21 protein-coding genes are annotated in these 26049 nt (G+C 68.5%); 10 read left to right on the top strand and 11 right to left on the bottom strand.

Annotated elements, in window-relative coordinates; all coding sequences use genetic code 11:
- Positions 1–70: 70 nt before the first annotated feature.
- Positions 71–1576, top strand: a complete 1506-nt coding sequence (locus QMG73_RS02475; protein WP_281892107.1) for a glycosyltransferase family 87 protein — start codon at positions 71–73, stop codon at positions 1574–1576.
- 16 nt (positions 1577–1592) lie between these two features.
- Here the strand turns inward: QMG73_RS02475 and QMG73_RS02470 are convergent, their stop codons facing one another.
- Both QMG73_RS02470 and QMG73_RS02465 read right to left on the bottom strand, forming a co-directional pair.
- Positions 1593–3815, bottom strand: coding sequence for a hypothetical protein (locus tag QMG73_RS02470; RefSeq protein ID WP_281892105.1), 2223 nt, complete (start codon positions 3813–3815; stop codon positions 1593–1595).
- A gap of 12 nt (positions 3816–3827) precedes the next feature.
- On the bottom strand, positions 3828–4604 hold the full coding sequence (locus QMG73_RS02465) for a deoxyribonuclease IV (RefSeq protein WP_281892104.1): 777 nt from the start codon (positions 4602–4604) through the stop codon (positions 3828–3830).
- A 125-nt stretch (positions 4605–4729) separates the two neighbouring features.
- On the opposite strand from QMG73_RS02465, the gene QMG73_RS02460 reads away from it, so the two are divergent.
- From QMG73_RS02460 to rplI, 5 genes are all read left to right on the top strand, one after another.
- Positions 4730–5527 carry a hypothetical protein gene (locus QMG73_RS02460; RefSeq protein WP_281892102.1) on the top strand — a complete coding sequence of 266 codons (798 nt, stop codon included), beginning with the start codon at positions 4730–4732 and terminating at the stop codon, positions 5525–5527.
- 248 nt (positions 5528–5775) lie between these two features.
- Positions 5776–6066 (top strand): 30S ribosomal protein S6, encoded by a 291-nt coding sequence (rpsF, locus tag QMG73_RS02455; RefSeq protein WP_265253751.1) that lies wholly within the window; start codon positions 5776–5778, stop codon positions 6064–6066.
- A gap of 78 nt (positions 6067–6144) precedes the next feature.
- Positions 6145–6687: a single-stranded DNA-binding protein gene (locus QMG73_RS02450; protein WP_281892100.1), complete on the top strand. Its 543-nt coding sequence runs from the start codon at positions 6145–6147 to the stop codon at positions 6685–6687.
- Positions 6688–6711: 24 nt separating this feature from the next.
- Positions 6712–6951 (top strand): 30S ribosomal protein S18, encoded by a 240-nt coding sequence (rpsR, locus tag QMG73_RS02445; protein ID WP_089250287.1) that lies wholly within the window; start codon positions 6712–6714, stop codon positions 6949–6951.
- A 14-nt stretch (positions 6952–6965) separates the two neighbouring features.
- On the top strand, positions 6966–7415 hold the full coding sequence (gene rplI / locus QMG73_RS02440; protein WP_281892094.1) for a 50S ribosomal protein L9: 450 nt from the start codon (positions 6966–6968) through the stop codon (positions 7413–7415).
- 46 nt (positions 7416–7461) lie between these two features.
- Here rplI and QMG73_RS02435 read toward each other — a convergent pair whose 3' ends face one another.
- Both QMG73_RS02435 and QMG73_RS02430 read right to left on the bottom strand, forming a co-directional pair.
- Complete coding sequence (locus tag QMG73_RS02435; protein WP_281892092.1) at positions 7462–8934, bottom strand: vWA domain-containing protein; 1473 nt, start codon at positions 8932–8934, stop codon at positions 7462–7464.
- A gap of 149 nt (positions 8935–9083) precedes the next feature.
- A complete protein-coding gene (locus tag QMG73_RS02430; protein WP_281892091.1) occupies positions 9084–10607 on the bottom strand; it encodes a hypothetical protein in 1524 nt (507 codons plus the stop codon).
- A 362-nt stretch (positions 10608–10969) separates the two neighbouring features.
- Between QMG73_RS02430 and dnaB the strand changes: the two genes are divergently transcribed.
- On the top strand, positions 10970–13912 hold the full coding sequence (dnaB, locus tag QMG73_RS02425) for a replicative DNA helicase (protein WP_281892089.1): 2943 nt from the start codon (positions 10970–10972) through the stop codon (positions 13910–13912).
- Positions 13913–14087: 175 nt separating this feature from the next.
- On the opposite strand, the gene QMG73_RS02420 is transcribed toward dnaB, so the two are convergent.
- The 6 genes from QMG73_RS02420 to QMG73_RS02395 form a co-directional block, all read right to left on the bottom strand.
- On the bottom strand, positions 14088–14456 hold the full coding sequence (locus QMG73_RS02420; protein ID WP_281892088.1) for a TFIIB-type zinc ribbon-containing protein: 369 nt from the start codon (positions 14454–14456) through the stop codon (positions 14088–14090).
- Positions 14457–14479: 23 nt separating this feature from the next.
- A complete protein-coding gene (locus QMG73_RS02415; RefSeq protein ID WP_281892086.1) occupies positions 14480–15115 on the bottom strand; it encodes a phosphoribosyltransferase in 636 nt (211 codons plus the stop codon).
- A gap of 2 nt (positions 15116–15117) precedes the next feature.
- Complete coding sequence (locus tag QMG73_RS02410; protein ID WP_281892085.1) at positions 15118–15480, bottom strand: fluoride efflux transporter FluC; 363 nt, start codon at positions 15478–15480, stop codon at positions 15118–15120.
- A gap of 121 nt (positions 15481–15601) precedes the next feature.
- Positions 15602–15964, bottom strand: a complete 363-nt coding sequence (crcB, locus tag QMG73_RS02405; RefSeq protein WP_281892084.1) for a fluoride efflux transporter CrcB — start codon at positions 15962–15964, stop codon at positions 15602–15604.
- Entirely contained in the window at positions 15961–17193 is a 1233-nt protein-coding gene (locus QMG73_RS02400) for a glycosyltransferase 87 family protein (protein ID WP_281892083.1), read from the bottom strand. The genes crcB and QMG73_RS02400 overlap by 4 nt, the downstream gene beginning before the upstream one ends.
- Complete coding sequence (locus QMG73_RS02395; RefSeq protein ID WP_281892081.1) at positions 17190–19721, bottom strand: putative bifunctional diguanylate cyclase/phosphodiesterase; 2532 nt, start codon at positions 19719–19721, stop codon at positions 17190–17192. The genes QMG73_RS02400 and QMG73_RS02395 overlap by 4 nt, the downstream gene beginning before the upstream one ends.
- Before the next feature lie 633 nt (positions 19722–20354).
- On the opposite strand from QMG73_RS02395, the gene QMG73_RS02390 reads away from it, so the two are divergent.
- Positions 20355–23411 (top strand): AfsR/SARP family transcriptional regulator, encoded by a 3057-nt coding sequence (locus QMG73_RS02390; RefSeq protein ID WP_281892080.1) that lies wholly within the window; start codon positions 20355–20357, stop codon positions 23409–23411.
- 317 nt (positions 23412–23728) lie between these two features.
- On the opposite strand, the gene QMG73_RS02385 is transcribed toward QMG73_RS02390, so the two are convergent.
- Positions 23729–24427, bottom strand: a complete 699-nt coding sequence (locus tag QMG73_RS02385; RefSeq protein ID WP_281892078.1) for a hypothetical protein — start codon at positions 24425–24427, stop codon at positions 23729–23731.
- A 639-nt stretch (positions 24428–25066) separates the two neighbouring features.
- On the opposite strand from QMG73_RS02385, the gene moaC reads away from it, so the two are divergent.
- Both moaC and QMG73_RS02375 read left to right on the top strand, forming a co-directional pair.
- The gene (gene moaC / locus QMG73_RS02380; RefSeq protein ID WP_281892076.1) at positions 25067–25558 is read left to right on the top strand and encodes a cyclic pyranopterin monophosphate synthase MoaC; all 492 of its coding nucleotides are present in this window, start codon (positions 25067–25069) and stop codon (positions 25556–25558) included.
- Positions 25555–26025 (top strand): MogA/MoaB family molybdenum cofactor biosynthesis protein, encoded by a 471-nt coding sequence (locus tag QMG73_RS02375; protein ID WP_281892075.1) that lies wholly within the window; start codon positions 25555–25557, stop codon positions 26023–26025. Before moaC ends, QMG73_RS02375 begins: the two co-directional genes overlap by 4 nt.
- Positions 26026–26049 lie beyond the last annotated feature (24 nt).

The following is a 26049-nucleotide window of genomic DNA, read 5'->3' as shown; positions in this document are numbered from 1 at the left end:
CCTGGGGCCCGGCGACGACACTCCGCCGGGCCCTACGTTTAGGTCCGCCGATAAGGCAAGATGCCTGTTCATGAGCGTTCAGTCGGCGGAAGGCATCGATGGCCCTGAGCGGGTCGACCATCCGGCGCAGTCCGACCCGTTCGTGCGTGGGCTCTCCCAGGCCATCGGCGGGCCCCTCGGCGAGCACGCCGCGGGCCGTGACCAGCCGGATGGCTGGGGTGGGCGGTTCTGGAGCGCCGCGCGGATCGTGCTCGCCCTCACGTGTCTCACGCTGGCGCTGCACTGGGTGCAGAAGTCACCCTGTCGCGACGGAGCCTGGGCCGATCACATCCAGTACACCAAGTTCTGCTACACCGATGTGCTGGCGCTGTACTACGCCGAGGGCCTCAACGAGGGCAAGGTGCCGTACCGCGATCACCCGGTCGAGTACCCGGTCGTCACCGGGTACTTCATGGGCGCGCTGGGCCTGCCGGTGCACGCGCTCGGCGAGAGCCGGCCGGAGCTCAACCAGGCGTTGTGGTTCTACGACCTGAACGCGCTGGTGCTGAGCGCCCTGGCCGTGGCGACCGTCGGCGTGATCCTCGCGCTGCGCAGGCGCCGCCCGTGGGACGCGGCGCTGTTCGCCCTCTCCCCCGCCCTGTTCGTCACCGCCACGGTCAACTGGGACCTTCTGGCCATCGGGTTCTTCGCGTTCGGCCTGTACGCCTGGGTGAAGAAACGACCCGTCGCGGCCGGCATCCTGCTCGGGATCGCCGGCGCGGCGAAGATGTGGCCGCTGTTCATCCTCGGGCCGCTGCTGGTGCTCGGCCTGCGCACCGCCCGTCTCCGGCCGATCCTGACCACCATCGGCACGGCGATCGCCACGGTCGTACTGGTCAACCTGCCGGTCGCCCTCCCGTACCGGGAGAATTGGGACCGGTTCTTCGAGCTGAACACCGAGCGCCCGATCGACTGGGGCACGTTCTGGTACATCGGCCGCTACCTCGACGGCAAGTGGAACTCGGGCAACGCTGGCGACCAAGGCCCGTTCCAGTGGCTCAGCAACCACGTCGACCCGCAGCTCAACTACCTCACGTACGGACTGTTCGGCCTCTGCTGCCTGGGCGTCGCCGCGCTGGCCCTCTTCGCTCCCCGGAAGCCCCGGGTGGCGCAGTTGGCGTTCCTCGTTGTGGCCGCGTTCCTGATCTTCAGCAAGGTCTGGTCGCAGCAGTTCGTCCTGTGGCTGCTGCCGCTGGCGGTGCTGGCTCGGCCGCGGTGGGGTGCCTTCCTCGCCTGGCAGATCGCCGAAGTGCTGTACTTCGTGTCGTTCTACGGCGAGCTGCTCGGCGCCTCGGGCAAGCAGGTCTTCCCGGAGGGCGTGTTCGTGCTGGCGGCCTCGCTGCGGCTCATCACGGTTGGCGTCCTCTGTGGACTGATCGTTCGTGACATCCTCAAGCCCGAGCAGGATCGCGTCCGCGACACGTACGAGGACGACCCGGACGGCGGGTTCTTCGACGGCGCACCGGACGCGCCCTGGCTGATCCGCCGCCGAGAACGCAGAGCCCGTCAAGAAGAAGAGGCCCTCATCCCGGCGTAAGCCTTCGTCAGCCCGGTCAGAGGCGGAAGATGATCGTGTCTCCGACGTCTTCGCGCTCGATGCCGAGGTTGTCGACGGACAGGTCGGCGGCCGCCTGCCACGGTGTGCCGGAGATCTGGTCACGCAGCAGGACCACGGTCTTGACGCCCAGCTCCCGCAGGTAGTCGACGCTGGCCTGGTCGGGGAAGGAGCGAGCCATCTCGCGCACCTCCTCCTGCCGGGTCGGCGTGAAGCCGCTGCCGCCGTTGACGATCGGCTGGAACCGCGTCGTCGACCACAGCATGACGTTTTGGTCGATCTTGAGAGTGCTCGGCAGCACCAGGATCGGGCCCTCGTCGACCCGCATGACGACGGGCTGCTGCGGCACGATCGGGTGCGGCGTGGTGTTGAGTCCCTCGACGAGCACCAGCGCCAAGGGCACGAATGTCAGCAGTCGCAGCCACGGCTGTGGACGCGGTGGCACTCGCAGAGTCGAGATCTTCTCGACCCTCCGGACGAACGCGCTCACCGCGCCGGCGGCCAGGATGCCGAGCAGCAGCGAAGTCCACAACATCAGGCGTCCGGGGGTGCGCAGACCATCCCAGCCCGGCAGGTTGTTGAACAGCGGCAGGTAGGTGTAGGTGCCGCCGAAGAAGCGTGGACCCATCGCCAGGATGCCGCTGACGAGTACACCGGCGAGCAGGAGCAGCCGGTGGCGCAGCTTCCAGACGGAGAAGAACAGGCCCGCCAGCGCGAGCCCGTACAGCACGAACCCGGGCAGGAGCGTCATCTCCGGCGCCCACGGGAGGCCGGCGCGCGCGCTCTCGTGCAGATCGCCCCAGACCAGGGACTCCGGGGGCGCGATGAAGAAGCCGCTCGGCGGTGGCGAGTACGCCCTCAGGTCGTTGACGGTGCGAGCCGCCTCGGGGTGCTGGTGCGCCACCTCGAAGTACGGCAGGGACATCAGGGCGCCGGTGGCCGCGAAGATCGCACCGCCGACCACGTCGGCCAGGGCCAGCCGGATCCCGAACGGGCGCTTCACCGCCCAGCGTCGCGCCTTTCGCCAGAACCAGACGCCGATCGCCGCGACGCCGAGCAGCGCCAGCACGTACGCGAACGGCAGGCCGATGCCGAAGCCGAGGCTGATCTGCCACGCCGCCACGATCCAGCCGAGCAGCGCCCAGCCGGCGTGCCGCCGGTCCGGCCGGTACCCGTGCCGGAACGAGTAGCCGTGGCCGCGCGCCAGCATCGCCAGCGCCAGTGGGATGCCGCCGTTCGACACGATGTGCAGGTGACCCGCCTGCGACAGCATCCACGGGGCGTAGGTGTAGGCGGCCGCCGCCACGACGGCGCCCGTGCGTCCGGCGCCGAGCTGGCGGACCAGCGCGTACGCGCCGAGGGTGGCCAGCGCGTGTGCCAGCACGAACATGATGTTGTACCGCAGCACCGCCGCCGTAGGCCCGTCGCCGAGCATCCCGGCCGGCGCGTACCCAAGCAGCGTGTCGGAGAACGCGAAGCTGAGCCGTTCGGGATAGAACGCGTTGGCGTTCCAGAGCTGGGTGGGGTCGCTCAGCAGGATGTGGCCCGACCAGGCCATCTGCCAGGACTGAAGGGTAGGGTCCCAGATGTCCTGCGGCAGGGTGTGCTGCGGGTAACGCAGGGTGGGCCACGTCATGAGGACGGCGAGCGCGAGCGACCCGACGACGGCGAGGAACCGCTCGTGGATCACGAACCGGCCGATCGCGCGACCGAAGCGCTGGAGCCGGCCCGGCTCGTGCTCGGGCTCCGGCGCGAACGACGTGAACGGGTCACGCGGCGGCTTCGCCGCCTCCTCGCTGCCCGACCCGTCCTTCTCCGCGCCGTCCTTCTCCGCCTTCTTCGGCTGTGCTTCGGACTTTTCTGACTTCGCGGCGTCGTCCGGCTTGTCGGTCTTGGTGGCCACCGCGCCGGCCCCGGCGCCGGCCTCCTCCGCCGCGCGAGGCTTGGGCGCTTGCGCGGCTTCGGACTTGGGTGGGCCCGCGTCCGGCGCGTCATCCTCCGACTTGGCCGGCTCCGGGTCCGGCGCGGCGGGCTCGCTGGACGGCTTGGTCGCGGCGCCAGCCGGTGCCGGCGACGTCGGCGCGCTGGCGGCCGGCGCCCCCTCGGAAGTCTTCGCGCTGGCCGGCTTGTCGGAGCTCGCCGGTGCGGAGCCTGCCGATCCGGCACGTGCCGGATCGGTGGCCGGGGTCGGTGTGGCGGGTGCCGGCGGCTCGGTAGTCATCGACCGACGACCCTATCGGCCGACGCGGTCACGCAGAAACTCGATGTCGGCGCCCTGGCCCTCGACTCCACCCGGGGTCTCGACGACCACGGGCGCGCCGGCCGCCCGCACCACGGCCACGATCAGCTCCGGGTCGATCGTGCCGGCCCCGAGGTTGTCGTGGCGGTCGCGCCCCGAGTCGAACGGGTCCTTGGAGCCGTTGGCGTGGATCAGGTCGATGCGGCCGGTGATGGCCTTGATCCGGTCGACCGCGTCGAGGAGGTCTTCGCCGGCCGCGAACGCATGGCAGGTGTCGAGGCAGAAACCGACCTCGTAGTCGCCGATCGCCTCCCACAGGCGGGCGAGCGCGTCGAAGCGCCGGGCGCACGCATTGTCACCGCCGGCCGTGTTTTCGATCAGGATCGGCGTCGGGAAGCCGCCCGCCTTCGCACCGTATTCGAACGTCTTTCGCCAGTTGTCGAAGCCGACCGCCACGTCTTCGCCGCTGCCGACGTGTCCACCGTGGACGATCAGACCTTTTGCACCCAGCGCGGCCGCGCCCTGGGCATGGGTCAGAAGCAGCTTGCGGCTCGGGATGCGGATGCGGTTGTTGAGGGTGGCGACGTTGATCCGGTAGGGCGCGTGAATGTAGACGTCGACGTCGGCCGCGAGCACCGCATCGGCGTCGGCGCGCGGCTCCGGGTCTTTCCACGCCTGCGGGTCGGTGAGGAAGAACTGCACGGTCTCGGCGCCGCGGGCGGCGGCCTCGCCCAGCGGGTCGGTCGAGTCGACGTGGGCTCCGATACGCATGGTGGCGAGCCTACTGCTCACCACCGACCAAACCGGGCCGGGCATAGCTCGCAATCACCCGTCACCGCCTTGTTGACCACATCGTTACTGGGAGTGGACCCGATACCGACCTGGGGAGATGGTGAATGCCGACGCCGGCCCGACATCGTGCCGCAGCCACCGCTGTGGCCGCACTGTTCGTCGCCGCACCGCTGCTGGCCACCGGAGCGGTGTACGCCGCACCGGCACCGTCTCCCGCAATCTCCGTGCCGGAAAGCGGCAAGGAGGTCGTGTTCAGCGGTTCCAAAGGACTGCTCGGGGTCTCGTGCGAGGCCAACCCCAGCGCTTCGGCGGTCACCGTGCCGGCGGAGACGACGCTGCGGGTGGTCAACCAGACGGGGTACCGCGCCAAGCTGTACCTCGACGGCGCCTCGCAGGGTGAGATCGAAAACGGCGCCACCGCTCCGGTGGTGTTCCACCGCGGTCCGGTGACCCTCGGTCTCAAGCCGAGTTGCATGCTCGGCAAGCAGTCCGCGGTACGCGTGGAGGTCGTCGCGGCACCCGGGTCGGCCACGCCGGGCTCCGGTACCAAGCCGGGGACCAGCCGTCCGGGACGCCCGCCCTCCAACGAGCACGGCGACCGGCCGCGGACCCGGGCCTCGGCCTCGCCGGAGCCGGACGCGAGCCCGTCGGCGGAAGCCAGCCCGGACGCGGCCGTCACCAGCGAAGACGGTGGCGACCTGGATGCCGGCGCGGCTACCTTCGACGAAGCGACCGGGTCGGAAGGGGCCGCCGCGGAGGCGTTGGCGTCGGTCGAGCCGATTCGCGAAACAGGGCCAATCGGATTGCTGGCACTTATCGCCACAGTATGTGTCGTTGGCGTGTCAGCCGGAGCAATTCGGGCTATTATCGCTCAACGTGCAACCCGGACGGGTGTCGCGTAATATGTAACTGAAGAAAAGGCTCCGCGGGGCGCCTTCTATCCAACCTCGTCGGTGTGGTCGTTCCTCCCCAGGTCCCACCCAAAGAAGTGGATAGGGCGCCCCGCGGCTCTTCGTATCGGGGCCTCCCGGTACTCTGGTTCAGTTCGCTGTCGCCGCGGGCCTATCCCGCGGCGTCGCTGTGCGAACAGACGCACGACCTCCTGTCACGGATGGACCGTGGCCGCTAGCCCAGAGGAGGTGAGCACGTCTTGCGTCATTACGAGATCATGGTGATCCTCGACCCAAGCCTCGAGGAGCGCACCGTCGCCCCGTCGCTCGACACGTACCTCAACGTGATCCGCACCGCGGGTGGCTCGGTGGAGAAGCTCGACGTATGGGGCCGCCGGCGCCTGTCGTTCGAGATCAACAAGAAGGCCGAGGGCATCTACGCGGTCATCGACCTCCAGGCTTCGCCTGAGGCGGTGGCTGAGCTGGACCGCCAGCTTCGGCTGAACGAGTCCGTTCTGCGTACCAAGGTCATCCGTCCGGACGTCCGCTAGCGCGGCGCCCGGCCCACCCGGATCCGGCTCATCGTTTGTTGTCGGAGGGCTCTGGCAGCCTGAGCGGCGAAACGATGAGTGCGCGAGGAGTTGGTCATGGCAGGAGACACCACCATCACGGTCATCGGCAACCTGACCGATGACCCCGAGTTGCGCTTCACCCCGTCGGGTGCCGCGGTCGCCAAGTTCCGGATCGCCTCGACGCCGCGGTTCATGGACCGCACGTCCGGCGAGTGGAAGGACGGCGAGCCGCTGTTCCTGGCTTGCACGGTGTGGCGTCAGGCGGCGGAGCACGTCGCCGAGTCGCTGCAGCGGGGTGCCCGCGTGATCGTCTCGGGTCGGCTGCGCCAGCGGTCGTACGAGACTCGTGAGGGCGAGAAGCGCACGGTCATCGAGCTGGAGGTCGACGAAATCGGCCCGTCGCTGCGGTATGCCACGGCGAAGGTGCAGAAGATGTCGCGTTCCGGCGGCGGTGGCTTCGGCTCCTCTGGAGGCGGTGGCGGTGGTGGCCAGGGCGGCGGAGGCAACTTCGACGACCCGTGGGCTACCGCGAGTCCGGCCCCTGCCTCGAGTTCCTCCGGTTCCGGCGGTGGCAACTTCGACGACGAGCCCCCGTTCTAACCAGGATCATCAGGAGCAAGAGCAATGGCTAAGGCTGCGGCACTGCGCAAGCCGAAGAAGAAGGTGAACCCGCTCGACAAAGAGGGGATCACCTACATCGACTACAAGGACACCGCGCTGCTGCGCAAGTTCATCTCCGACCGCGGCAAGATCCGCGCTCGGCGGGTGACCGGGGTTACCTCCCAGCAGCAGCGCCAGATCGCCCGTGCGGTCAAGAACGCCCGTGAGATGGCGCTCCTGCCCTACACGGCCACGGCTCGCTGAGGGGAGGCACCGACATGAAGGTCATCCTGACTCAGGAGGTGTCCGGTCTCGGCACCCCCGGGGACATCATCGAGGTGAAGGACGGCTACGGCCGTAACTACCTCCTCCCCCAGGGCTTCGCCATCGCCTGGTCGAAGGGCGCGGAGAAGCAGGTCACGGTCATCAAGCGGGCGCGCGACGCCCGCGAGATCCGCGACCTGGGCCACGCCAACGAGGTGAAGGCCCAGCTTGAGGGCCTCAAGGTCAGCCTGTCGGCACGTGCCGGCGACGGCGGCCGCCTCTTCGGCTCGATCACGCCGGCCGAGGTCGTCGACGCGGTGAAGGCCGCGGGCGGTCCGGCACTCGACCGGCGCCGGCTCGAGCTGTCGGGTCACATCAAGGCCCTGGGCGCTCACCAGGTGCGGGTCAGGCTGCACCCCGACGTCACCGCCAAGTTCGACGTCAACGTGGTGCGGTCCAAGTAGCAGCGGTTACGAAAACGGGGGCGCGATTCGCGCCCCCGTTTTTCGTTCAGTCCACGTCTCCGGCCTTGCCGATCAGAGACGTCAGGTCACGCACCGCCGGGTCGCCGGTCTCCTCGCTGGCACGCCGAGCCACCGGCACCAGATCGTCGAGCGACGCCTCCTTGCCGCCGCGCAGCGACTCCGCGAAGAAGGCGGCGGCGTAGCAGACCCGCAGCCGAGGCGCCGCCCGATCGAACGGCGTGGAGAGGTCGGCGACGGTCAGCGAGTCGTACGACTCCGCCGGCTGGCGCGACGCCGGATCCAGCCAACGCGCCTGTACCCGGGCGACCCGCTCGCTGACGGCGGTCTCCGGTTCGAGCCGCACCGCGTACAGGGCGGTGACGCTGTGCCCCGGCCCCACCTCTCCCCCGTCGACCCGGTCGTCGCGGAAGTCCTCGTCGGCGACCGCCCGGTTCTCGTACCCGATCAGCCGGTAGGACCGCACCGCCGCTCGATCGAAGGTGACCTGGACCTTGGCGTCCAGCGCCCGTACCGCCAGCGAGGCGGGAAGCTGGTCGACGAAGACCGCGCGGGCGTGGGCGGGCTCGCTGACGTACACGACGAAGCCGTCGCCGCGATCGGCCAGCTGCTCCATGAGCGTGTCCCCGTACTCGCTGCCCACGCCGACACCGAGCAGCGCGATATCCTTGCCGGCCTCCTCGCTGACCCGGCGCAGGATCGGCTCGGCGTCCGTGTTGCCGGCGTTGGCGAGCCCGTCGGAGAGCACGATCACCCGGTTCGTCCGGCCGGGGCGGAACCCGTCGCGTGCCACCTGGTACCCGAGTACCAGCCCGGCCTCGAGGTTCGTGCTGCTGCGGGTGCGCAACGCGTCCACCGCGTCATGGAGCGCCCGCGCGTCGGCGACCCGGGTCATCTCGCGGACCACCTCGGCCTCACCGCTGAACGCGACGATCGCGACCGAGTCGGTGGGCCGCAACTCGTTGATGAGGGTGTGCAGCGCGTCCTGTACCAGATCCAGCCGGCCCGGCTCGGACATCGAGCCGCTGACATCGACCACGAAGGTCAAGGCCGCGTCTTCGCGCGTCCGCGCGTCTTCGCCGCGGGTGCGCAGGCCCACCCGCATGAGCCGGACGTCGGGCCCGGCCTCGTGGAACTCCGGCAGGCGGGCGCCGTCGAGATGCACGGCGAACCCGTCACCCTTGGGCTCCGGGTACTCCTGGGTGAAGGAGTTGACGAACTCCTCGGGCCGGACCTGGTCGGCGTCCGGCCGCCGCCCTTCGGTGATGAGCCGCCGGGCGTACCCGTACGACGCGGTGTCGACGTCGATCGCGAACGTCGACTGTGGATCGTCTTCGACCGTGGTCTCCCCGTCGTTGTCGGGCCAGGGCGTGGTCGGGTCGTGGCGATCCGGCGCGGGCACCACCGCGTCGGAGTCGCGGTTGGCGGCGCCGCACGCGCCCAGCGCGAGCGTGGCGGCGATACCCAGGATCAAGAATGTGAGCCGTTGACTGGTGGCCATCGAGTCCTCCCCGTGCAGATGACTTGATGGCATTGGGACAGATCAACGGCCGGTACGGCTCCCGCCGTAGCTGAGCCGATACCCAAGCGTGAATGTCGTGATCAGGTCGTGCGGAAGACGTGACCGCGCGTTGGTTGCGACTGAGATCGTCAGCCGAGTGGCTGACCGCTGATCACCGAAAGGACCACTGTGGACAGGCCGCCGCCAACGACGGCCGCGGCGAGGCCAACGCTCACCGAGCGCCACGTCGCGCTGAGCCACCGGATGAACACGGCGACCACCACGCTCAACGCGAGCGCCGCCCCGAACCGCCCGGTGGCTCCCACCAGCGAGTTGAACGCCTGGGTGCGGTCGGCGCTGCCGATCGTGAAGGTGTAGACCACGAAGATCACCAGTGGCACGGCGTAGAAGGCGAGAGTCGCGAGGATGGCGCCGGCGGTGGTGCCGCGCGGCGCGTCTTCGAGCAGCTCATCGTCGTCATCGGCCACCTCGACGACGCTCGCGCGGCGGCTGAAGGCCGGGGCCGCGGCGCGCTGCCGGGACGTGAAGCCGCGGTCGAGCGGGGGCGCGGAACGCGGGGCGGGCACGCGACCGCGCATCTCATCCGGGTACGCGACCGCGGGTGACCGCGGTGCCGAAGACGGGATGCCGACCCACCGTGGATCGTCGCGGGACAGCCGGACGCTGGTTTCGTCGTCGAGCTCTCCCGCGGTCCAGCGCGTCTCGAACTTCTCGCGGCCGCTGCCGCCGCCAACGCCCGACCGTGGCTCGATGTCGTCGGGCTCCGGCTCACCCTCGTCGTTGTCCCACCGAGGCTCGATCTGGTCCTGCCAGGAGCGGCGGCGCCGGCCGGTGGGCGACGTGTCACGGCCGGCCGCCCAGGAGGGGCGATCGAAGTCGTCTTCGTCGCGCTCACGATCGGAGAAGCGGCTGGGCAGCTCGTCGTATCGGCCAGGCAGCCCGGACGCCGGGACGGACGAGGACGGTATCGATGACAAGGGCATGGACGACGACGGCATCGCCGAGGCGGGAATGCTCGAAGCCGGCGGGTCGTACGACCGGCGACCCGTGTCCCATCGGCCGGCGGACGTGGTCTCCCCACGCTCCTCGCCGCGCCACTCACGGCGGCTTTCGCCGCGGGTCTCACCACGCGACTCGCTGCGCCGGCTGCTGCGCCTGGGGCGCTCGTCGTCGAACGACTCGGGCTTCACCCACTGCGCGGTGCTCGCCTCGCCGGTGGTCCACTGGCCGGTGAAGTCGGAACGATCCGTGTATGCGGGTGGGTCGGCGTAGTCTGACCGGCTCCACTCGCCGGTGTAAGCCTCGCGCGTCCACTCGGTGGTGTTGACCTCGGGACGGAGATCGCGGCTCTCGTCGGCGCGCTCCTCCCAGCGCTCGCGGGCGCTGCGACGACCATAGGGCCGGTCGGTGGCCGGCGGCGTGTCTTCCTGCCGGCGGCGTCCTCGGTAGGCGCTGCGGAACTCACTCAGCGTGGCATAGCCGATACGTGGCGGCTCGGCCTCAGGGTCGCCGTCAGCGCGGTGCGCCCCGGTGCGGCGGCCTCGAAGCCGCTCGATCTCACCGGTGGAGCCCCGTTCACTTGAGGGTGTGTCATCGCTGGCCCGCCGGTCGCGCGGGCCACGCGTGTCGTACCCCCAGTCCCGGTAGTCCACTGCGAAAGCGTGACCTTCCTGATACTGGACCGCAACCGGCCTTCTGGGCATATTCGCCAGCGGCAATGATAAGCCCACTCGGGAACTCGTGGCAGGCCCGAATTTCTTCCTCCACATGGTGGGGATCGTGTCCGGGCACGTCACACGATACTCGGGCAGCCGTCCCCAATACTTATTCACAGGCTGTGCACAGGGCTGCACACACCTGTTGGGTGACTGTCCACAGGTTGTCCCAAGGCTCATCCACCGGCAGGTTTGGGTGCTGAGCTGCGATTTCGTATCGTTGCGGCGCGGCCTGCGGCAACTTGTCACACCCCTGCGGTTCGCTGGTGTGCGTAGGCGATCGAGCGAGGGGGGCCTTGGTGTCGATCACCGACGACGTGCGGTCGGAGGAGCGTCCCCCTTCCGGCCCGCCGCCCGGCGACTCCGGTGGATTTGGCGGCGGCGGGCAGTACGACAAGACGCCCCCGCAGGACATCGCCGCTGAGCAGTGCGTCCTCGGCGGCATGCTGCTGTCGAAGGACGCGATCGCCGACGTCGTCGAGATCCTGAAGCCCAACGACTTCTACCGGCCCCTGCACGCGACGATCTTCGACGCGATCCTCGACCTGTACGGTCGCGGCGAGCCCGCCGACGCCATCACGGTCGCGGCCGCGCTCGCCGACTCCGGCGACCTGGGCCGCATCGGTGGCGCGCCCTACCTGCACACGCTCATCTCCACCGTGCCCACCGCGGCCAACGCCTCCTACTACGCGCGGATCGTCGGCGAGCGAGCCGTGCTGCGCCGGCTCGTGGAGGCCGGCACGCGCATCGTGCAGCTCGGCTACGGCTCCGGGTCGGGCGGCCGCGACGTCGACGACCTGGTCGACCTCGCGCAGCAGGCCGTCTACGACGTCACCGAGCGGCGGGTGAGCGAAGACTTCGCGGTGCTCGCCGACATGCTCCAGCCCACGCTCGACGAGATCGAAGCGGTCGGCGCCCAGGGCGGCATGATGACCGGTGTACCGACCGGGTTCACCGACCTCGACCGCCTCCTCAACGGCCTACACGCCGGCCAGCTCGTGATCGTCGCGGGCCGCCCCGGTCTCGGAAAGGCGCTGGCGCTCGATACGCCGCTGCCCACGCCGACCGGCTGGACCACCATGGGTGAGGTCGTGGTGGGCGACCAGTTGATCGGTGCTGACGGCCAGCCGACGACCGTGGTGCACGCCTTCGAGGTCAGGCATGGGCGGCCCTGCTACGAGGTCGAGTTCTCCGATGGCTCCGTCATCGTCGCTGACGCTGAGCACCTGTGGAAAACTACGACGCGGGCGAGCCGACGGCAGGCGGCAGAGCGTAAACCCAGAGCCCAATGGCCCGCCGAGCAGCGAGCAGCTGCCGACGCGGCGTACCAGCTGGCCTCGAAGTCTCCCGACGAGCTGATCACCTTCGACGACGCGCTCGGTCTGACCGGGCCTGAGTTCCGCCATGTCCTACATACGGTTGCGAAGCAGGTCGGACCGGCGGGCCAGGCAATCCGCGAGTATGTCCGCGCCGGCCAACCATGGCAGCGGAATGTTCCCGCCTACTCACGTCACGCGGTGCTCGAAGGCCTGTCACAGCGCGTTGCCCGGCAGATGAACGCGGGGACCACCGCCGAGCACCCCGAGATCGTGACCACCGCGGAGATAGCTATGTCGCTGCGGTGTCCGACCGACGGTCGGCTCAACCACGCTGTGACAAACAGTCGACCGCTGGCACTGCCGCACCGCGACGACCTGCCCGTCCCGCCCTACACCCTGGGTGTCTGGCTTGGCGATGGCCACAGCGCCGGGAGCCGCTTCACCACCGCCGACCCCGAAATCGTGTCCTATGTCGAAGCGGATGGGTTCGTAGTGCGCGCCACAGCGGGTCGCATGCTCTACAGCATCTCTCCACCAGCGCCTGACCCACTCACCCCGCGTTCGTGCATCGTCTGTGGCACCCGGTTCATGCCTCGTGGACCAGCTGTCCAGACGTGTGGAAGATCGTGTGGCGGCAAGTCACGCGGGATGGCAAAGCCAGCCAGCCGCGAAGGATGCGCCTCCTGTGGTGCCGTGCTTGATGGAGCCTGGAACGGCAGCCGGAGGTGCGCGGAGTGCCACAGCCGATACGGATCATTTGTCGGCTACCTGCGAGCCGCCAATGTCTTGGACAACAAGCACATCCCGATCAGCTATCTCCGCGGCTCAGAGACGCAGCGAAGGGCGTTGCTGGCTGGCCTCCTGGACACGGACGGCACCGTCACGACGACCGGCAACATCCAGTTCTGCGTGACGTCGAAACGGCTGGCCGATGACGTTCATGAGCTGATCGTGAGTCTCGGTTACCGCTGCTCGATGACGACGAGGGTGGTCGCCGGTCGCCGGCCAAACAGCTCAACGGCGTACATCCTGAACTTCTCGACGGTAGACGAGGTGTTCCGCCTCAGCCGGAAGCAGCAGGCACATCGGGAGCGATATCGCGGCACGAATCAGGCGCGCACCGGCTCGCGATACATCGTCGCGGTCCGGGCGGTCGCGAGCGTGCCAGTGCGGTGTGTGACGGTCGACAACGCCGACCACCTGTATCTTGCGGGCCGGTCGATGATCCCGACGCACAATTCGACCGCATCGATGGACTTTGCCCGAAATGCCGCTATTCGGCACAACTGTGCGAGCGCGATCTTCTCGCTGGAAATGAGCAAGGTCGAGATCGTCATGCGACTGCTCTCGGCCGAGGCTCGTGTGCCGCTGCACGTGTTGCGGTCCGGCCAGCTCTCCGACGACGATTGGACCAAGCTGGCCCGGCGGATGGGCGAGATCAGCGAGGCGCCGCTGTTCGTCGACGACACGCCGAGCATGAACCTCATGGAGATCCGGGCGAAGGCCCGGCGGCTCAAGCAGCGCCACGACCTCAAGCTGATCGTCGTCGACTATCTCCAGCTGATGACCTCGCCGAAGCGCACCGAGAGCCGCCAGCAGGAGGTCGCCGACCTGTCTCGTGGCCTCAAGCTGCTGGCCAAGGAGGTCGAGTGCCCGGTCATCGCGGTGAGTCAGCTGAACCGTGGTCCCGAGCAGCGCACCGACAAACGCCCGCAGTTGTCCGACCTGCGTGAGAGTGGCTCGATCGAGCAGGACGCTGACGTTGTCATCCTGCTGCACCGCGACGACTACTACGACAAAGAGTCGCCGAGAGCGGGAGAGGCCGACTTCATCGTCGCTAAGCATCGAAATGGCCCCACCGATACCGTCACGGTGGCCGCGCAGCTGCACCTGTCCCGCTTCGTCGACATGGCCGTGGTCTAGCGAGCTTCAGGGATTTCGAGCTACCGCGACGCGCGTCGTGGGCGATGCCGTTGCTCCCGCGGCCTCACCCACCGCGTCCGCACGACCGGGTATCGCGGCCGAGGCCGCAGCCGGGAGCTAGAGCGCGCGGCGCCGCGCGGCGGGCGCGGCGCCGGGCGTCGGCGGCGTGTAGGGGCTAGTCGAAGAGTTCGCCTAGGAAGCCCTTGCGGCGCTTGTGGCGGTAGTGGCCGTGGTAGCCGTACTGGCTACCGTGCCCGCCGCCGTACGCCGGAGCGGGCGGCGGGTAGCCGTGGCTGGGGGCGGGCGGGGGAGGCGGGGGCGGGGCGTAACCGGGTGCCGGCGGCGGCGCGTAGCCCTGCTGCGCCGGGGGACGCTGGGCGGCTGGGGGAGTGTGCTGCTGGTTCCAGTTCTGCTCGGCGTCGAAGAGCTTCTCCAGCTCACCACGGTCGAGGAAGATGCCGCGGCACTCGCCGCACTGGTCAATGGTGACGCCGCTGCGCTCGTACTGGCGCATTTCGCCGTGACACTTCGGACAGGTCATCATGCCTTCGAAGGTACCGGGTCGCATCACCCGTTTGCCGCCAGCGCGCTCGCAACCTCAAGATCGGTTACTTGGTGGAAATCGCTGTAGTAGCGGCTGACAGCACCGAAATCCCGCGGGCGGAGCGGGCACACCAGCTCGTCGACGATGCGGCTGAGTCCGGCGCACGCATCGGTCGAGCCGACCGGTGCCGCGAGTACCACGCGGGCCGCGCCGAGTTGGTAGGCGACCGTAACGGCGGCGCGGGCGGTGGCTCCGGTGGCCAGGCCGTCGTCGACCAGGATCGTGGTGCGGCCGGCGAGGTCGAGTGGCGTGCGGTCGGCACGGTACCGCTGCTCGCGGCGGCGCTGCTCCACCGCCTCGCGCTCGGTCACCTCGGCGATCTCGTCGGGTTCGAGCCGGCTGGCGATGTCGTCGTTGAGCACCTGTACGCCGCCTGGCCCCAGCGCGCCGAACGCCACCTCGCGTGCCCACGGTATGCCGAGCTTGCGCACGACGAGCACGTCGAGCGGTACGCGGAGACGGGCGGCGACGACGGCGGCCATGGGTACGCCGCCGCGCACCAACCCGAGCACGATCGTGTCGGACCGGCCGGCGTACCGGGTCAGCCGGTCGGCGAGCGCCACGCCGGCGACGAGCCGGTCGCGGTACACGTGCCGCACACCTACAGTGTCCGCCCGATGTGCCAGCCGAGCGCGGCGACCGTCAATCCGGCGCCGAGCGTCAGCGCGATGTTGAGCAGCGCGTACAGCCGGGCGCCGCCCCGGGCGAACTGGACGGTCTCGTTGGAGAAGGTGGAGTACGTCGTCAGCGCCCCGCAGAATCCGACACCCACGAGGGAGCCGATCCAGCCGGGAAGGCTGCCGCCGAGCCCGGCGATCAGCCCGAGCAGGGCGGAGCCGGCCACGTTGACCGATAACGTGCCCAGGGGCAGCACCGGGTCGAACCGGCTTCGGACCGCGAGGTCGGTCAGGTACCGCGCGGACGCACCGACAGCACCGCCAACCAGTACCAGTAACAGGGTCATGCGCCGCCTCCCGCAGCCGGCCCGGAGTCGAGGGAGCGCAGCGACCGAGCGCAGGGTCGGCTACAGGGAGGCACAAGGGGCGCATGACCCGCGCTCGCGGAGCGAGCGGCAACTAACAGAGTCATGCGGCCGGCCGTCGATCAAGGAGGCGGGCGGCGAGCGTGCCCAGGTAGAGGGCGGTGAGCGCGCCCACCAGGGTGCCGAGCACGTACGCGACGGCGGTGCCGGGCCGGCCGTCCGCCACGAGTACCCGGGTCTCGACCGCGTACGTGGAGAACGTGGTGAACCCGCCGAGCACGCCGGGGCCGAGGAACAGCCGCAGCAGTCGCCGGCGCGCGGGTACGGCCTCGACCACGAAGCCGAGTACCGCGCATCCGACGAGGTTGACGATCAGGGTGGCGGTCGGGTGTGGCCAGAGCAGCCCGACGCCGTACCGGGCCGCCGACCCGAGCGCCCCGCCCGCCGCGACGGCCGCCAGCCTCATGAGGCACCCCGAGCGCCGGCATCCCGCGCGGCGAGCCCGGTGAGTGCGGGCAGGCGCAACGCGGGCACCCACATCAGGAGCGCGACCGGGTACAGCAGGTATCCGAACCGCGTCGACGGCATCAGCAGGATCGCCGCGAGCAGGCCGATGCCGCACACCTTGGCCGCGTCGGCGGCGGTGCGCGGCGGGCGGCGGATCATCCAGGCGGCTATGGCGAACCCGGCCGCCACCAGCAGCGCCCCGGCGATCACCCGGCCGCCGGGCAGGTTGTCGGCGATCAGGTAACCGGGGAACGGCGACTGGGCCGGGCTCTCGACCACGCCTTCACCGAGCGGGAAGCGCACCACGTTGTCGAGCAGTGCGGTCGAGTCGAGCACGGCCGCGGGGATCAGCGCGAGGATCGGCAGGGTGATCGCGCCGACCGCCAGCCGCCAGCCCTCGGGGCGGCGCAGCCACGCGTACACGAGCAGCACGAGCGCGACCGGCCAGGCGAAGAGCTTGAGAGCGGCGGCCACCCCGACGGCTATGCCCGCCGCCCCGTAACGCTGCGCCGCGCACAGGGCCAGAGCCAAAAGGCACAGCGCGAGTACTGGGATGTCGTCGCCACCGGTGGCGAGGGTGAGCGCGCAGACGGGCAGTACGGTGGCGAACTGCATGGCCCGCAGCAGCGCGTTGCCCCGGACCAGGAGTGTCGCGGCGAAGCCGAGAGCAACGGCGGTGACCAGGGCGAACCAGATGCGTGCGTCGGTCCACCAGGCGACGCCGGCGAGCGCCCGTGGCAGCCCGAAGAGGGCCATGCCCGGCTGGTACGGCAGGTAGCCGAGCAGTTGCTCGCCGGACGGCAGGGCGGCGATCTCGTCGGTGCGCAGGTACGGGGTGCCGTGGTCGAGGAGGCGCTGGCCGCCGTGCTCGATGACGACGACCTCTTCCTGCGCCCGGTCGGTGCGTCCACCGGCCCGTTGGGCGGCCTGGATGACCATGGGCAGCAGCGCGGTCGAGGCCCACGCGAAGGCGCTCACCACCGTGCGGGCGGGAAGGCTGTCCGCGTATCGGCTAAATAGCAGGACCGCGACGGCGCCGGCGGCGATGCTGTAGCCGGCGACGGCGACCGCGCCCCACGCGCGGTGCGGGACCAGCGTGGAGGTCGCGGCGGTGACCCCCGCGAAGGCCGCGGAGAGCGTGTAGAGGGCGAGGTCACCGGCGATCGCGCGGCGGCCTTTGGTGATCACGCGGGCAAGTGTGGCAGACGGTCTGTGCGGCCCCGGCCATTGGTGCGGCGGTTCGGCGAGAGGCGGATGACCGAGCCTTCGTCGTGGATGGCGGGTGCGAGCGCTCCGGGGCGGCCGCCGGAGCCGCGGTGGAGGGCGGCGAGCAGGCGGGCCGACGGCATCGGCCGGGCGAAGAGGTGGCCCTGGCCGGCGGTGCAGCCAAGCTCCCAGAGCGCTTTGCGCTGCGGCTCGCTCTCGACGCCCTCGGCGACCACGACGAGGTCGAGGCTGCGCCCAAGGTCCACAGTGGAGCGGATGACGGCGGCCGCCTCGGCGGAGGTGTCCATCGCGGTGACGAAGCCACGGTCGATCTTCAGCTCGTGGACGGGGATCCGGGAGAGCACGGACAGCGAGGAGTACCCGGTGCCGAAGTCGTCGAGCGCGAGCTTGATGCCAGCGTCGCGGAGCTGGCTGAGCACCTGGTCGACGACCTCGAGCTGGCTGATCGTCAGGGTCTCGGTGAGCTCCAGGTAGAGCCGGTCGGATGGCAGGTCGTGTGCGCGCAGGCGAGCCACCACGGCGCTGGGGAAGCGCGGGTCGAGCAGGCTGCGCGGCGACACGTTGACCGCGACGGGCAGGTCGAAGCCGGCGTCGCGCCAGGTGCCCGCGGCGACGAGCGACTGGTCGAGCACCGCGTCGGCGAAGGCGGGCAGCAGGCCCGAGCGCTCGACGGTCTCCAGGAAGCGCAGCGGGTCCAGGTTGCCCCGGTCGGGGTGGCGCCAGCGGGCGAGCGCCTCGGCGGCGATCACTTCGCCGGTGCCGAGGTCGACGATGGGCTGGAAGTTGACGGTGAACTCGTGCTGGGTGAGCGCGCGCGGCAGGTCGCCGCCGAGCGCGAGCCGGCCGACGTCGGCGGTATCGCGTGCCCGCGCGTACGTGGCGATCTTCTGACCGTTGCGCTTTGCCTGGTACATGGCGACGTCGGCGCGGCGCAGCAGCTCGGCCATGCCTCCGCTGCCGGGCGCGACCGCGATGCCGCCGCTCGCCTCGACGCTGATCCGCATGCCGTCGACGGACAGCGGCACGTGCAGCGCGGCGAGCAGCCCTTCGGCCCGGTGCGCGGCGATGGCCGGCGCCGGCAGCCCGGTGATGAGCACCGCGAACTCGTCGCCGCCCAGCCGAGCGACCAGGTCGTCGGGGCGGGCCTCCCGGCGCAGCCGCTCGGCGACCTCGATCAGCACCTGGTCGCCGGCGGCGTGCCCGAGCGTGTCGTTGACCTCTTTGAAGTGGTTGAGGTCGATCAGCAAAAGGGCGGTGACGCCGTCGACGCGGCGGTTGCCGAGCAGCTCGGCACCGCGGTCCATGAGCTGGCGGCGGTTGGCGAGACCGGTGAGCGTGTCGTGCGCGGCGGCGTGCGCGTGCTCCTCGGCGACCCGGGTCAGCTCCTCGTACGCCGAGGCGTTGCGCACCGCTGTGCAGAGCGCGGACGTGAACGTGCGCAGCGTGTACTGCTCGCGCTCGGAGAGCGTGACCGGCCCTCGGAAGCGCAGCCGGAGCACGCCGACGTCGGCTGTGCCGTCGTGCCCTTCGAGGGATGTCAGGATCACCGACCCGGTCATGGCGGGTGCGTCGGCGGCCGGCCCGTCGTATGTGATCCCATCCGTGTTGCCGCGGATGAGGCGAGGGGTTGTATGCAGCTCGACCTCGACATCGTCGACGGAGAAGAGCTCGGCGGCCCGGGTAACGGCCGTAGCGACGACGGCGTCAAGGTTGACGTCGTTGAGCGCATCGGTGGTCTGAGCGAGTCGCTGCCAGGCCTGCCGCTCCTCGCGGCTGCGTACTCGAGCGGAGTACGCCAGGTGCAGGCTAAGCACAAGCGGGGGCACCGCTAGCAAAAGGATGTTGTCGACCTGGAGGATTGCCAGGGTGGCGACGACGACTCCGTAGTGGATCGCCACACTCGCCAGCCGGAGGTCCCAGTTGGCGGCGAACCTCTGGATGACCTTGGTATGGGCGGCGAGGGCGATGACCGGGATGGCGAGCGCCTCGTCGATAAGGGCCGTCGCGATGTAGGTGGCGCCGAGCGGGCCGATCATCTCGAGGAGCTCGCCACCGGCTGGCCATTTCCAGCCTGTGGCGGTGAGCGTCAGGCCAGCGCCGCCAGCCACTACGACGCTCTTGCTGACCGCGAAGACGATCTTGATCGGTTGAAGCCTCATGAGAAGGGCGCCCCCGAGGGCGCCGATGCCGACACATGGCACGGCCCATCCGAGAGGGGCGACCGCGACGCTGATCACGATGGCCGCGTCGGTCCACGCTGTGTAGTGCGTCGCGGAACGAACCCGAACCGGTGACCGCACCACCAGACCGGTCGCTGTCAACGCGATGAGCGTGAAGACGATTGCTAGGTCGCGCGTGGTCGCGGGTGGGTGAGCGAGGAGCGCTGGGACGGAGCCGAGCGCGACCGCTGCCGCGAAAAGCGCGACGAGACCGACAAGCAGCACCAGCCGCTGATCGGTCTCATTGTCACGTTGCCTCGTCTTAGCCACTCGCGTCCCTGGGCGTCGGGCCTATCTCCGGCTGGCAGTACTTTACTCCTGCGAGCGCCAGGGCGAGTGATCCATGTCAGCCCCACTCGTTGCTACGCATTCCCGATCCTCCGCTCCCTCGTCGCGAACAAACTTTCGCGCGCTATGCGCATTTCCGCGCTTCCTAGGCAGGGAGTACCGTACGGCAATTCCTATGCGGGTTTGAACTGGTAAGTGTCTTATTGCGCAGTATCAGCAAGTATCGTCGGAATTGTCACGTTCCGTCCTCACGTGAAGACGGTCCGCTATTGCGGAACGTGTGCGACGTCTCCGCTACGATTCTTTCGCTACTACACTTACGCGTTCTGGACCGCGGTGGGTAGATGTGATCTTGTCGATCGCCTGATCACCGACGGTGGCGTCGAGTCTTGCACAGTCGACGGCTGGTTGCCGTCACCCCTTGGTTGTTCACATTCCTGTACGGGAAGTTCGTTGCAAGACATCATCGCCTGCCGATATCTTGACGGGAATGTGAACAGGAGCACCTGCAACGTCATCTTGGTGCAACTTCTAGGATCGAGAAGTCTCGGTAAGCGTTGTGGGTGGATCGCCGACAGGTAATCGGCGGTCAATTCTGTCTACGGGGGTACTGGCGTGTTGGACGTACGTGTCCTTGGCGCTTTGGAGGTGCGGGCCAACGGCGAGGCAGTGCCGCTTGGCAGCCGCAAGCAACAGACGGTACTGGCGATGCTGGCGCTTCACCCAAGCCGCGTGGTCGGCATGGATGAACTGATCGACGAACTGTGGCCGGAAGCGCCACCGGCGTCGGCTGTGGCGAACACCCGGACGTACGCCGCGAATCTGCGCCGTCTCTTCGACTCGGCACAGCCGACCCGTGGCCTGATCGCACGCGAAGCGTCCGGGTACATCTTCACGATCGCGCCAGAGCAGGTTGACCTGTTTGCGTTCCAGGCGGAGCGGCATCTTGCCCGTCAGGCGCGAGGCGCGGGAGACCGACAGAAGGCGGCTGTGCTACTGTCCGCGGCCGCGAATCGGTGGCGAGGTCCTGTGCTCACCGGGGTTTCCAAGGGACCGGTGTTGACAGCACGCTGTGCGGCGCTTGAGGAGGAGCGGCTTGACCTCGTCGAGGAGCTAGCTGAGCTTCTGCTCGAGCAGGGCCAGGAGCGGGGCGCCGCCGCGCTATTGCGTGACCACGTGCGGCTGCATCCGCTGAGGGAACGTGCCCAGGGATTGCTCATGCGAGCGCTCGCGGGCACAGACGACATCGCGGGTGCCTTGAACGCGTACGCGTTGGCGCGTACCGCACTTATCGACCAGTTGGGCGTCGAGCCGGGGCCAACGCTACGCGAGTTGCATCGCGAGGTTCTGAGGCGCGATACCTCGGCGGCCTCGTATCCGGGGACAGTAAATGCCCCGGCACCGGCACGGCGCTGGCTGCCGCGACAGCCAGCTCACTTCACGGGCCGGGCCGAACTGGTCGCGCGGCTGCTCAAAGAAACCGGAACAACCGACGGACCGGTCATCCACGCCATCGACGGCATGCCTGGTGCCGGCAAGACGACATTCGCTGTACACATCGCTCACCGGTTGTCAGAGGCCTACCCTGACGCTCAGTTCTTCGTCGATCTTCAGGGCCACAGCGACCATGCTCCGCTTCAGACCGACAGAGCTCTCGCCACCCTGCTACGCCAACTCGGTATTCCCGACGGCCGGGTTCCAATCGATCTCGAAGAGCGAGCGGCACTTTGGCAGACGAAGCTCGCCGAGCTGCGCGCGGTTGTCGTCCTGGACAATGCTGCCAGCTCTGATCAGGTACTCCCCTTGCTTCCCACCTCATCCGGTTCAGTGGTTCTTGTTACGAGCCGGCGGCGACTGACGGCACTTGATGACGCGTCCATGACCTCCTTGCCCATGTTGGATCCGGATGAAGCACTCGACCTGCTCAGCAAGATCGTGGGTGTCGCTCGACTCCAGAACCAGATGCCCGCGGCACAAGAGGTGGTCCGGTGCTGTGGTTACCTGCCGCTCGCGATCCGGCTCGCTGGCGCCCGGCTCGCCAGTCGCCCCGGTTGGCAGGTCGATGACCTTGCTCGCCGTCTCCGTGGTCAGTCGCACGTGCTGCCGGAGTTGGTCATCGAGAAGCGATCGGTCAAGACTGTCTTCGCGTTCTCGTACGGACCGCTCCGCGAGCCAGTCAAGCGAATGTTTCGGCTACTTGGACTCTGGCCAGGTGAACGGTTTGATGCTTCGTTTGCCGCGGCGCTCTCCGGGATGAGCATCGCCGATGCTGAGGCGGCGATCACTGAACTCATCGACTGTCATCTTCTCGATGAGCCCGATATCGGCCAGTTTCGCTTTCATGACCTGATCCACGAGTACGCCCGCGACCTCGTCGTGATCACGGAGTCACGGGCGGAACGCGAGGCCGCGCTGGAGCAACTGCTCGATCACTACCTACATACGGTCGCCGCAGCAACCAAGCCGCTGGAATCGGTGTCGTTCCGTTCGCGCATCCCTCTCTCGCAACCAATGCGGCCGGACCTGCGCCCTGACGAGAAGACAGGTGACTTCGACTGGCTGGCGGACGAGAGATCAAACCACCGCGCGCTCGTCCGATCGAGTACGGAGACCGGGCGACACGAATACGCCTGGCGTCTCGCCAGGACCGGGTGGCGGTTTTACTACACACGCGGATTTTACGACGATATCATCGAGACCCATCAACTTGGTCTGGTTGCGGCGCAGAAGTCGGGCGATGACGTCGGCGCCGCGACGATGCAGAACTACCTGGCATCGGCGCTCCTCTACACCGGCCGGCACGAGGAAGCGCTTCGCTGTCTCGACCAGGCGATCGCCATCTACCGAGCCGCCGGCGATATTGACGGTGTTAGCAACGCTAGTACCAACAAGAGCGCCATCTACCTCAGGCTGGGTAAACTCGAAGAAGCTGCCGAGATTGCCCGCGAGGAGTTGCGCCGACAGCACCGGGATATGGATTTCATCCGAATTTGTAGGCTAATTCCTAACCTATCGCTGCCGCTCATGTATCAGGGCCGGTACGCCGAAGCGTTGCGAGTAAACAGAATGCATCTGTTGATCGCGTCCGAATGGGGCGACAGCTTTCAAATCGGCAACTCCCTCTTCCATATTGGAGCAGTACGGTCCCGTATCGGTGACCATGCGCCTGCAATTCGACTGCTGCGTGCGTCCCTTGCGGTCAAGAGGCGTACCGGCAACTGGTTCGGCGAAGCCGAGGCTCACAACGAACTCGGCGTCGCACTACGGGGCACTGGAGACCTGAATGGGGCGGAAAAGGAGCATTACCTGGCGCTCCAGGCATCGGAGGCCGCAAATGAGCGGTACGCGGTCGCTACTGCTCTGAATGACTACGGCACGACTCTCTCAATGATGAGCAACAGCGCGATCTCTCTCGACATGTACGACCGCGCCTTGTCGTTGGCGACGAGGATCAATTATCCGTACGAGCAAGGGCGGGCGCTCGCCGGTATCGCCTTCTGCAAATCAGAGGACGACCCGGCGGAGGCACGGCGGCTATGGCAGCGCGCGTTCAGCATCTTTTGCAGGATCGGGGTACCAGAACGTCATGAGGTCGCGCGGCGGCTGGAGGATGGCGACCGGCCATACTCGAATATGGTGGCTATGCCTCCTCGATCCCCCGGCTCTTCTTAATATCCTTGCGATACCGAAGCTCGCGGCGCGCGATTCGCAATCCCATTCCGAGCGCCACCGCGAGCGACACAGTGAACAACGACATGCCTGGTCGAGCGCCGAACAGGAAGAGCACCAGGTAGCAGGCCCCGATGACCCCCACGAATATCGCGAGGTCGCGAAGGCCTCGCCCAACGACTGGAGACACGACAACACCCTAACTGCTGCAGACACGCATGTCAGCAGCGCGACGTCGGACCTGGAGAGACGGGAGCCGGAGGCCAGTCCGAGAAGGATCGGCCTGACCTCCGGTTAGCAGGGCTGCCCCTGGTGCGGGCTTACTTGCAGTTCCCACCGGTGTAGGTTTCGCCCTCGATGATCCCCAGATACAGGACCAGCTTTAGGCATTTGCCTTCGTCTTTGGCGCGCTTGGCCCATCCTTTGATGTGCCAGATTTGTACAGCCGCAGCGGCGGCCATGGCCGGGCTGGCTGCCAGGTACCCGGCGAGGATGCTGACGAGTTCCCAGTAGTCGCTGTCCGCGGTCGTCCGAGTTTCGTTCTTGTTGAAGTATGCGGCTGGGCCTGGCGGGGTCCAGTCCCAACCGAAGGTGGGGTCGGCCACCACAGGGAAAATGGTCTTGTCGTCAGTCCGCACCGTCTGCACGATCGTATCGCCTTGCAGGCGGTAGGACGTCGGGACCGCTGTGCCGGCAGCGTCCGTCGCCCACGGAGCCTCGATCTTGCCGAGTACTTCTGCGTCGTTCGCGGTCATGACGTAGAAGCCACCATCGACCGTGGCCGAAAGGCGAGATCCGATCGGCAGCGTCAGCGGGAAGCGGTACTCACTCGGTGCGGAACGGTCGGCCAACGTCACCAGAATGCGGACCGAGTCGTTGGCCAGCGACTGAACTGCAACGTCGTAGTCCCGGTCGGTGTCGGCGTAGACCAATGTGCCGGCTGAGGTCTGGGTCGCTGTCGCGGCAGTGGGGAGGCCGATCTTCATCATGAACTTACTGTCGGCCACCGTGACGCCCATGCGTCCCTCACGTGGCAGCGTCGCCGTAGTGGACCCGCTGCTCGACACCAGCGCCGCCGCAGCGGTCCCGAGGCGTGCCGCTGTCTCGGGCGTACGGCCCGCTGTGGCCCTGGCGATCGCCGAAGCAATCGCGCCCGCCTCCGATGCCGGACTTGCCTGTGCGGGCACCGTTGCGGTGCCAAGTATCAGGGCCGTGCTCAGGGCCCCTACGACCATCACAGGCAGTAGGCTCTTTCTCGTCCTCAAGTGCTGATCCTTTCTAGGTGAGGATCGGAGTCGAGGATCAGCGGCTGTGGTGGTGTCGCACCACAGCCGCACCCTCATCTCCGTGCCATTACCCGACGGAACACCGAACTGTTCGGCCTTAGCAGGCGATCCGCCGAGGGTCCCGTTCCAACCGCCCACACGAGGCGGCCGGCTCGGTTTGCTGCACCCACATGGGTGCGAGGCTGGCGGGATACCGGCTCGTCGCTGCACTTCCCAGCACCCGCATAGAGCCAGCCTGTTGAGACGAGACTCTATGGAGCGAATCGATAAGAAACCGATAGTGAACCGATCGGTGAACTTGCCAGCGGCCAGACGCGCGTTTACCAGGACGGCCGTGTGATCGCGGACGCCGGCCATAACTAAGCTGGGCGGGTGAACGAGTCTGCGCACCTTACACACGTGGATGATGCGGGCGCCGCGCGGATGGTCGATGTTTCGGCCAAGTCGGTATCCGCCCGCCGCGCGGTGGCCGCCGGCCGGCTGCACACGACGCCCGAGGTGGTCGACCTGCTGCGCCGCGACGGGTTGCCCAAAGGTGACGCGCTCGCTGTCGCGCGGATCGCCGGCATCATGGGCGCCAAGCGCACGCCCGACCTGGTGCCGCTCTGCCATCCCATCGCGCTGCACGGCGTGACCGTCGATTTCGCGCTCGGCGACGAAACTGTCGAGATCACGGTCAGCACCAAGACCGCCGACCGGACCGGCGTGGAGATGGAGGCGCTCACCGCCGTGGCCGCGGCGGGGCTGGCGCTCGTCGACATGGTCAAGGCCGTCGACCCCGCGGCCTCCATCGAGGGGATCCGGGTACTGCGCAAGGAAGGCGGCAAGACCGGAGACTGGACCCGGCCAGAGGACCGCCCGTGATCCGTGCTCGCGTGATCGTCGCTTCCAACCGGGCCGCCAGCGGGGTGTACGCCGATACCAGTGGGCCGCTGCTCGTCGCCGGTCTGCGCGACCTCGGCTGTGAAGTGGCTGACCCGGTCGTCGTGCCAGACGGCGAGCCCGTCGGTGAGGCGCTGCGTGCGGCGGTGGCCGATCGCGTCGACGTGGTCCTGACCAGCGGCGGCACCGGAGTCACACCCACCGACCGCACGCCGGACGTGACGCGGGCCGTGCTCGACTACGAGATCCCGGGCATCGCCGAGGCGATCCGGGCGTACGGGCGGGAGAAGGTGCCGGCGGCGGCGCTGTCCCGCGGGCTGTCAGGCGTCGCCGGGCGGACCCTGGTCGTCAACCTGCCGGGATCGACCGGCGGTGCGCGAGACGGGCTGGCCGTACTCGGGCCGTTGCTCGCGCACACGGTCGACCAACTGCGCGGCGGCGATCACTGACCCTCGTCGGGTTAGGCTCGCCTC

This window comes from Phytohabitans aurantiacus, from assembly GCF_027923225.1.
GTDB classification, from domain to species: domain Bacteria; phylum Actinomycetota; class Actinomycetes; order Mycobacteriales; family Micromonosporaceae; genus Phytohabitans; species Phytohabitans aurantiacus.
This window is presented reverse-complemented; position numbering and strand designations above follow the sequence as displayed.

Excerpts from the sequence above, each read along its gene's own strand:
- QMG73_RS02475 (WP_281892107.1), top strand. The coding sequence starts at position 71 with ATGAGCGTTCAGTCGGCGGAAGGCATCGATGGCCCTGAGCGGGTCGAC.
- QMG73_RS02470 (WP_281892105.1), bottom strand. The coding sequence starts at position 3,815 with ATGACTACCGAGCCGCCGGCACCCGCCACACCGACCCCGGCCACCGAT.
- QMG73_RS02465 (WP_281892104.1), bottom strand. The coding sequence starts at position 4,604 with ATGCGTATCGGAGCCCACGTCGACTCGACCGACCCGCTGGGCGAGGCC.
- QMG73_RS02460 (WP_281892102.1), top strand. The coding sequence starts at position 4,730 with ATGCCGACGCCGGCCCGACATCGTGCCGCAGCCACCGCTGTGGCCGCA.
- rpsR (WP_089250287.1), top strand. The coding sequence starts at position 6,712 with ATGGCTAAGGCTGCGGCACTGCGCAAGCCGAAGAAGAAGGTGAACCCG.
- rplI (WP_281892094.1), top strand. The coding sequence starts at position 6,966 with ATGAAGGTCATCCTGACTCAGGAGGTGTCCGGTCTCGGCACCCCCGGG.
- QMG73_RS02435 (WP_281892092.1), bottom strand. The coding sequence starts at position 8,934 with ATGGCCACCAGTCAACGGCTCACATTCTTGATCCTGGGTATCGCCGCC.
- QMG73_RS02420 (WP_281892088.1), bottom strand. The coding sequence starts at position 14,456 with ATGATGACCTGTCCGAAGTGTCACGGCGAAATGCGCCAGTACGAGCGC.
- QMG73_RS02410 (WP_281892085.1), bottom strand. The coding sequence starts at position 15,480 with ATGACCCTGTTACTGGTACTGGTTGGCGGTGCTGTCGGTGCGTCCGCG.
- crcB (WP_281892084.1), bottom strand. The coding sequence starts at position 15,964 with ATGAGGCTGGCGGCCGTCGCGGCGGGCGGGGCGCTCGGGTCGGCGGCC.
- QMG73_RS02385 (WP_281892078.1), bottom strand. The coding sequence starts at position 24,427 with ATGGGCGTCACGGTGGCCGACAGTAAGTTCATGATGAAGATCGGCCTC.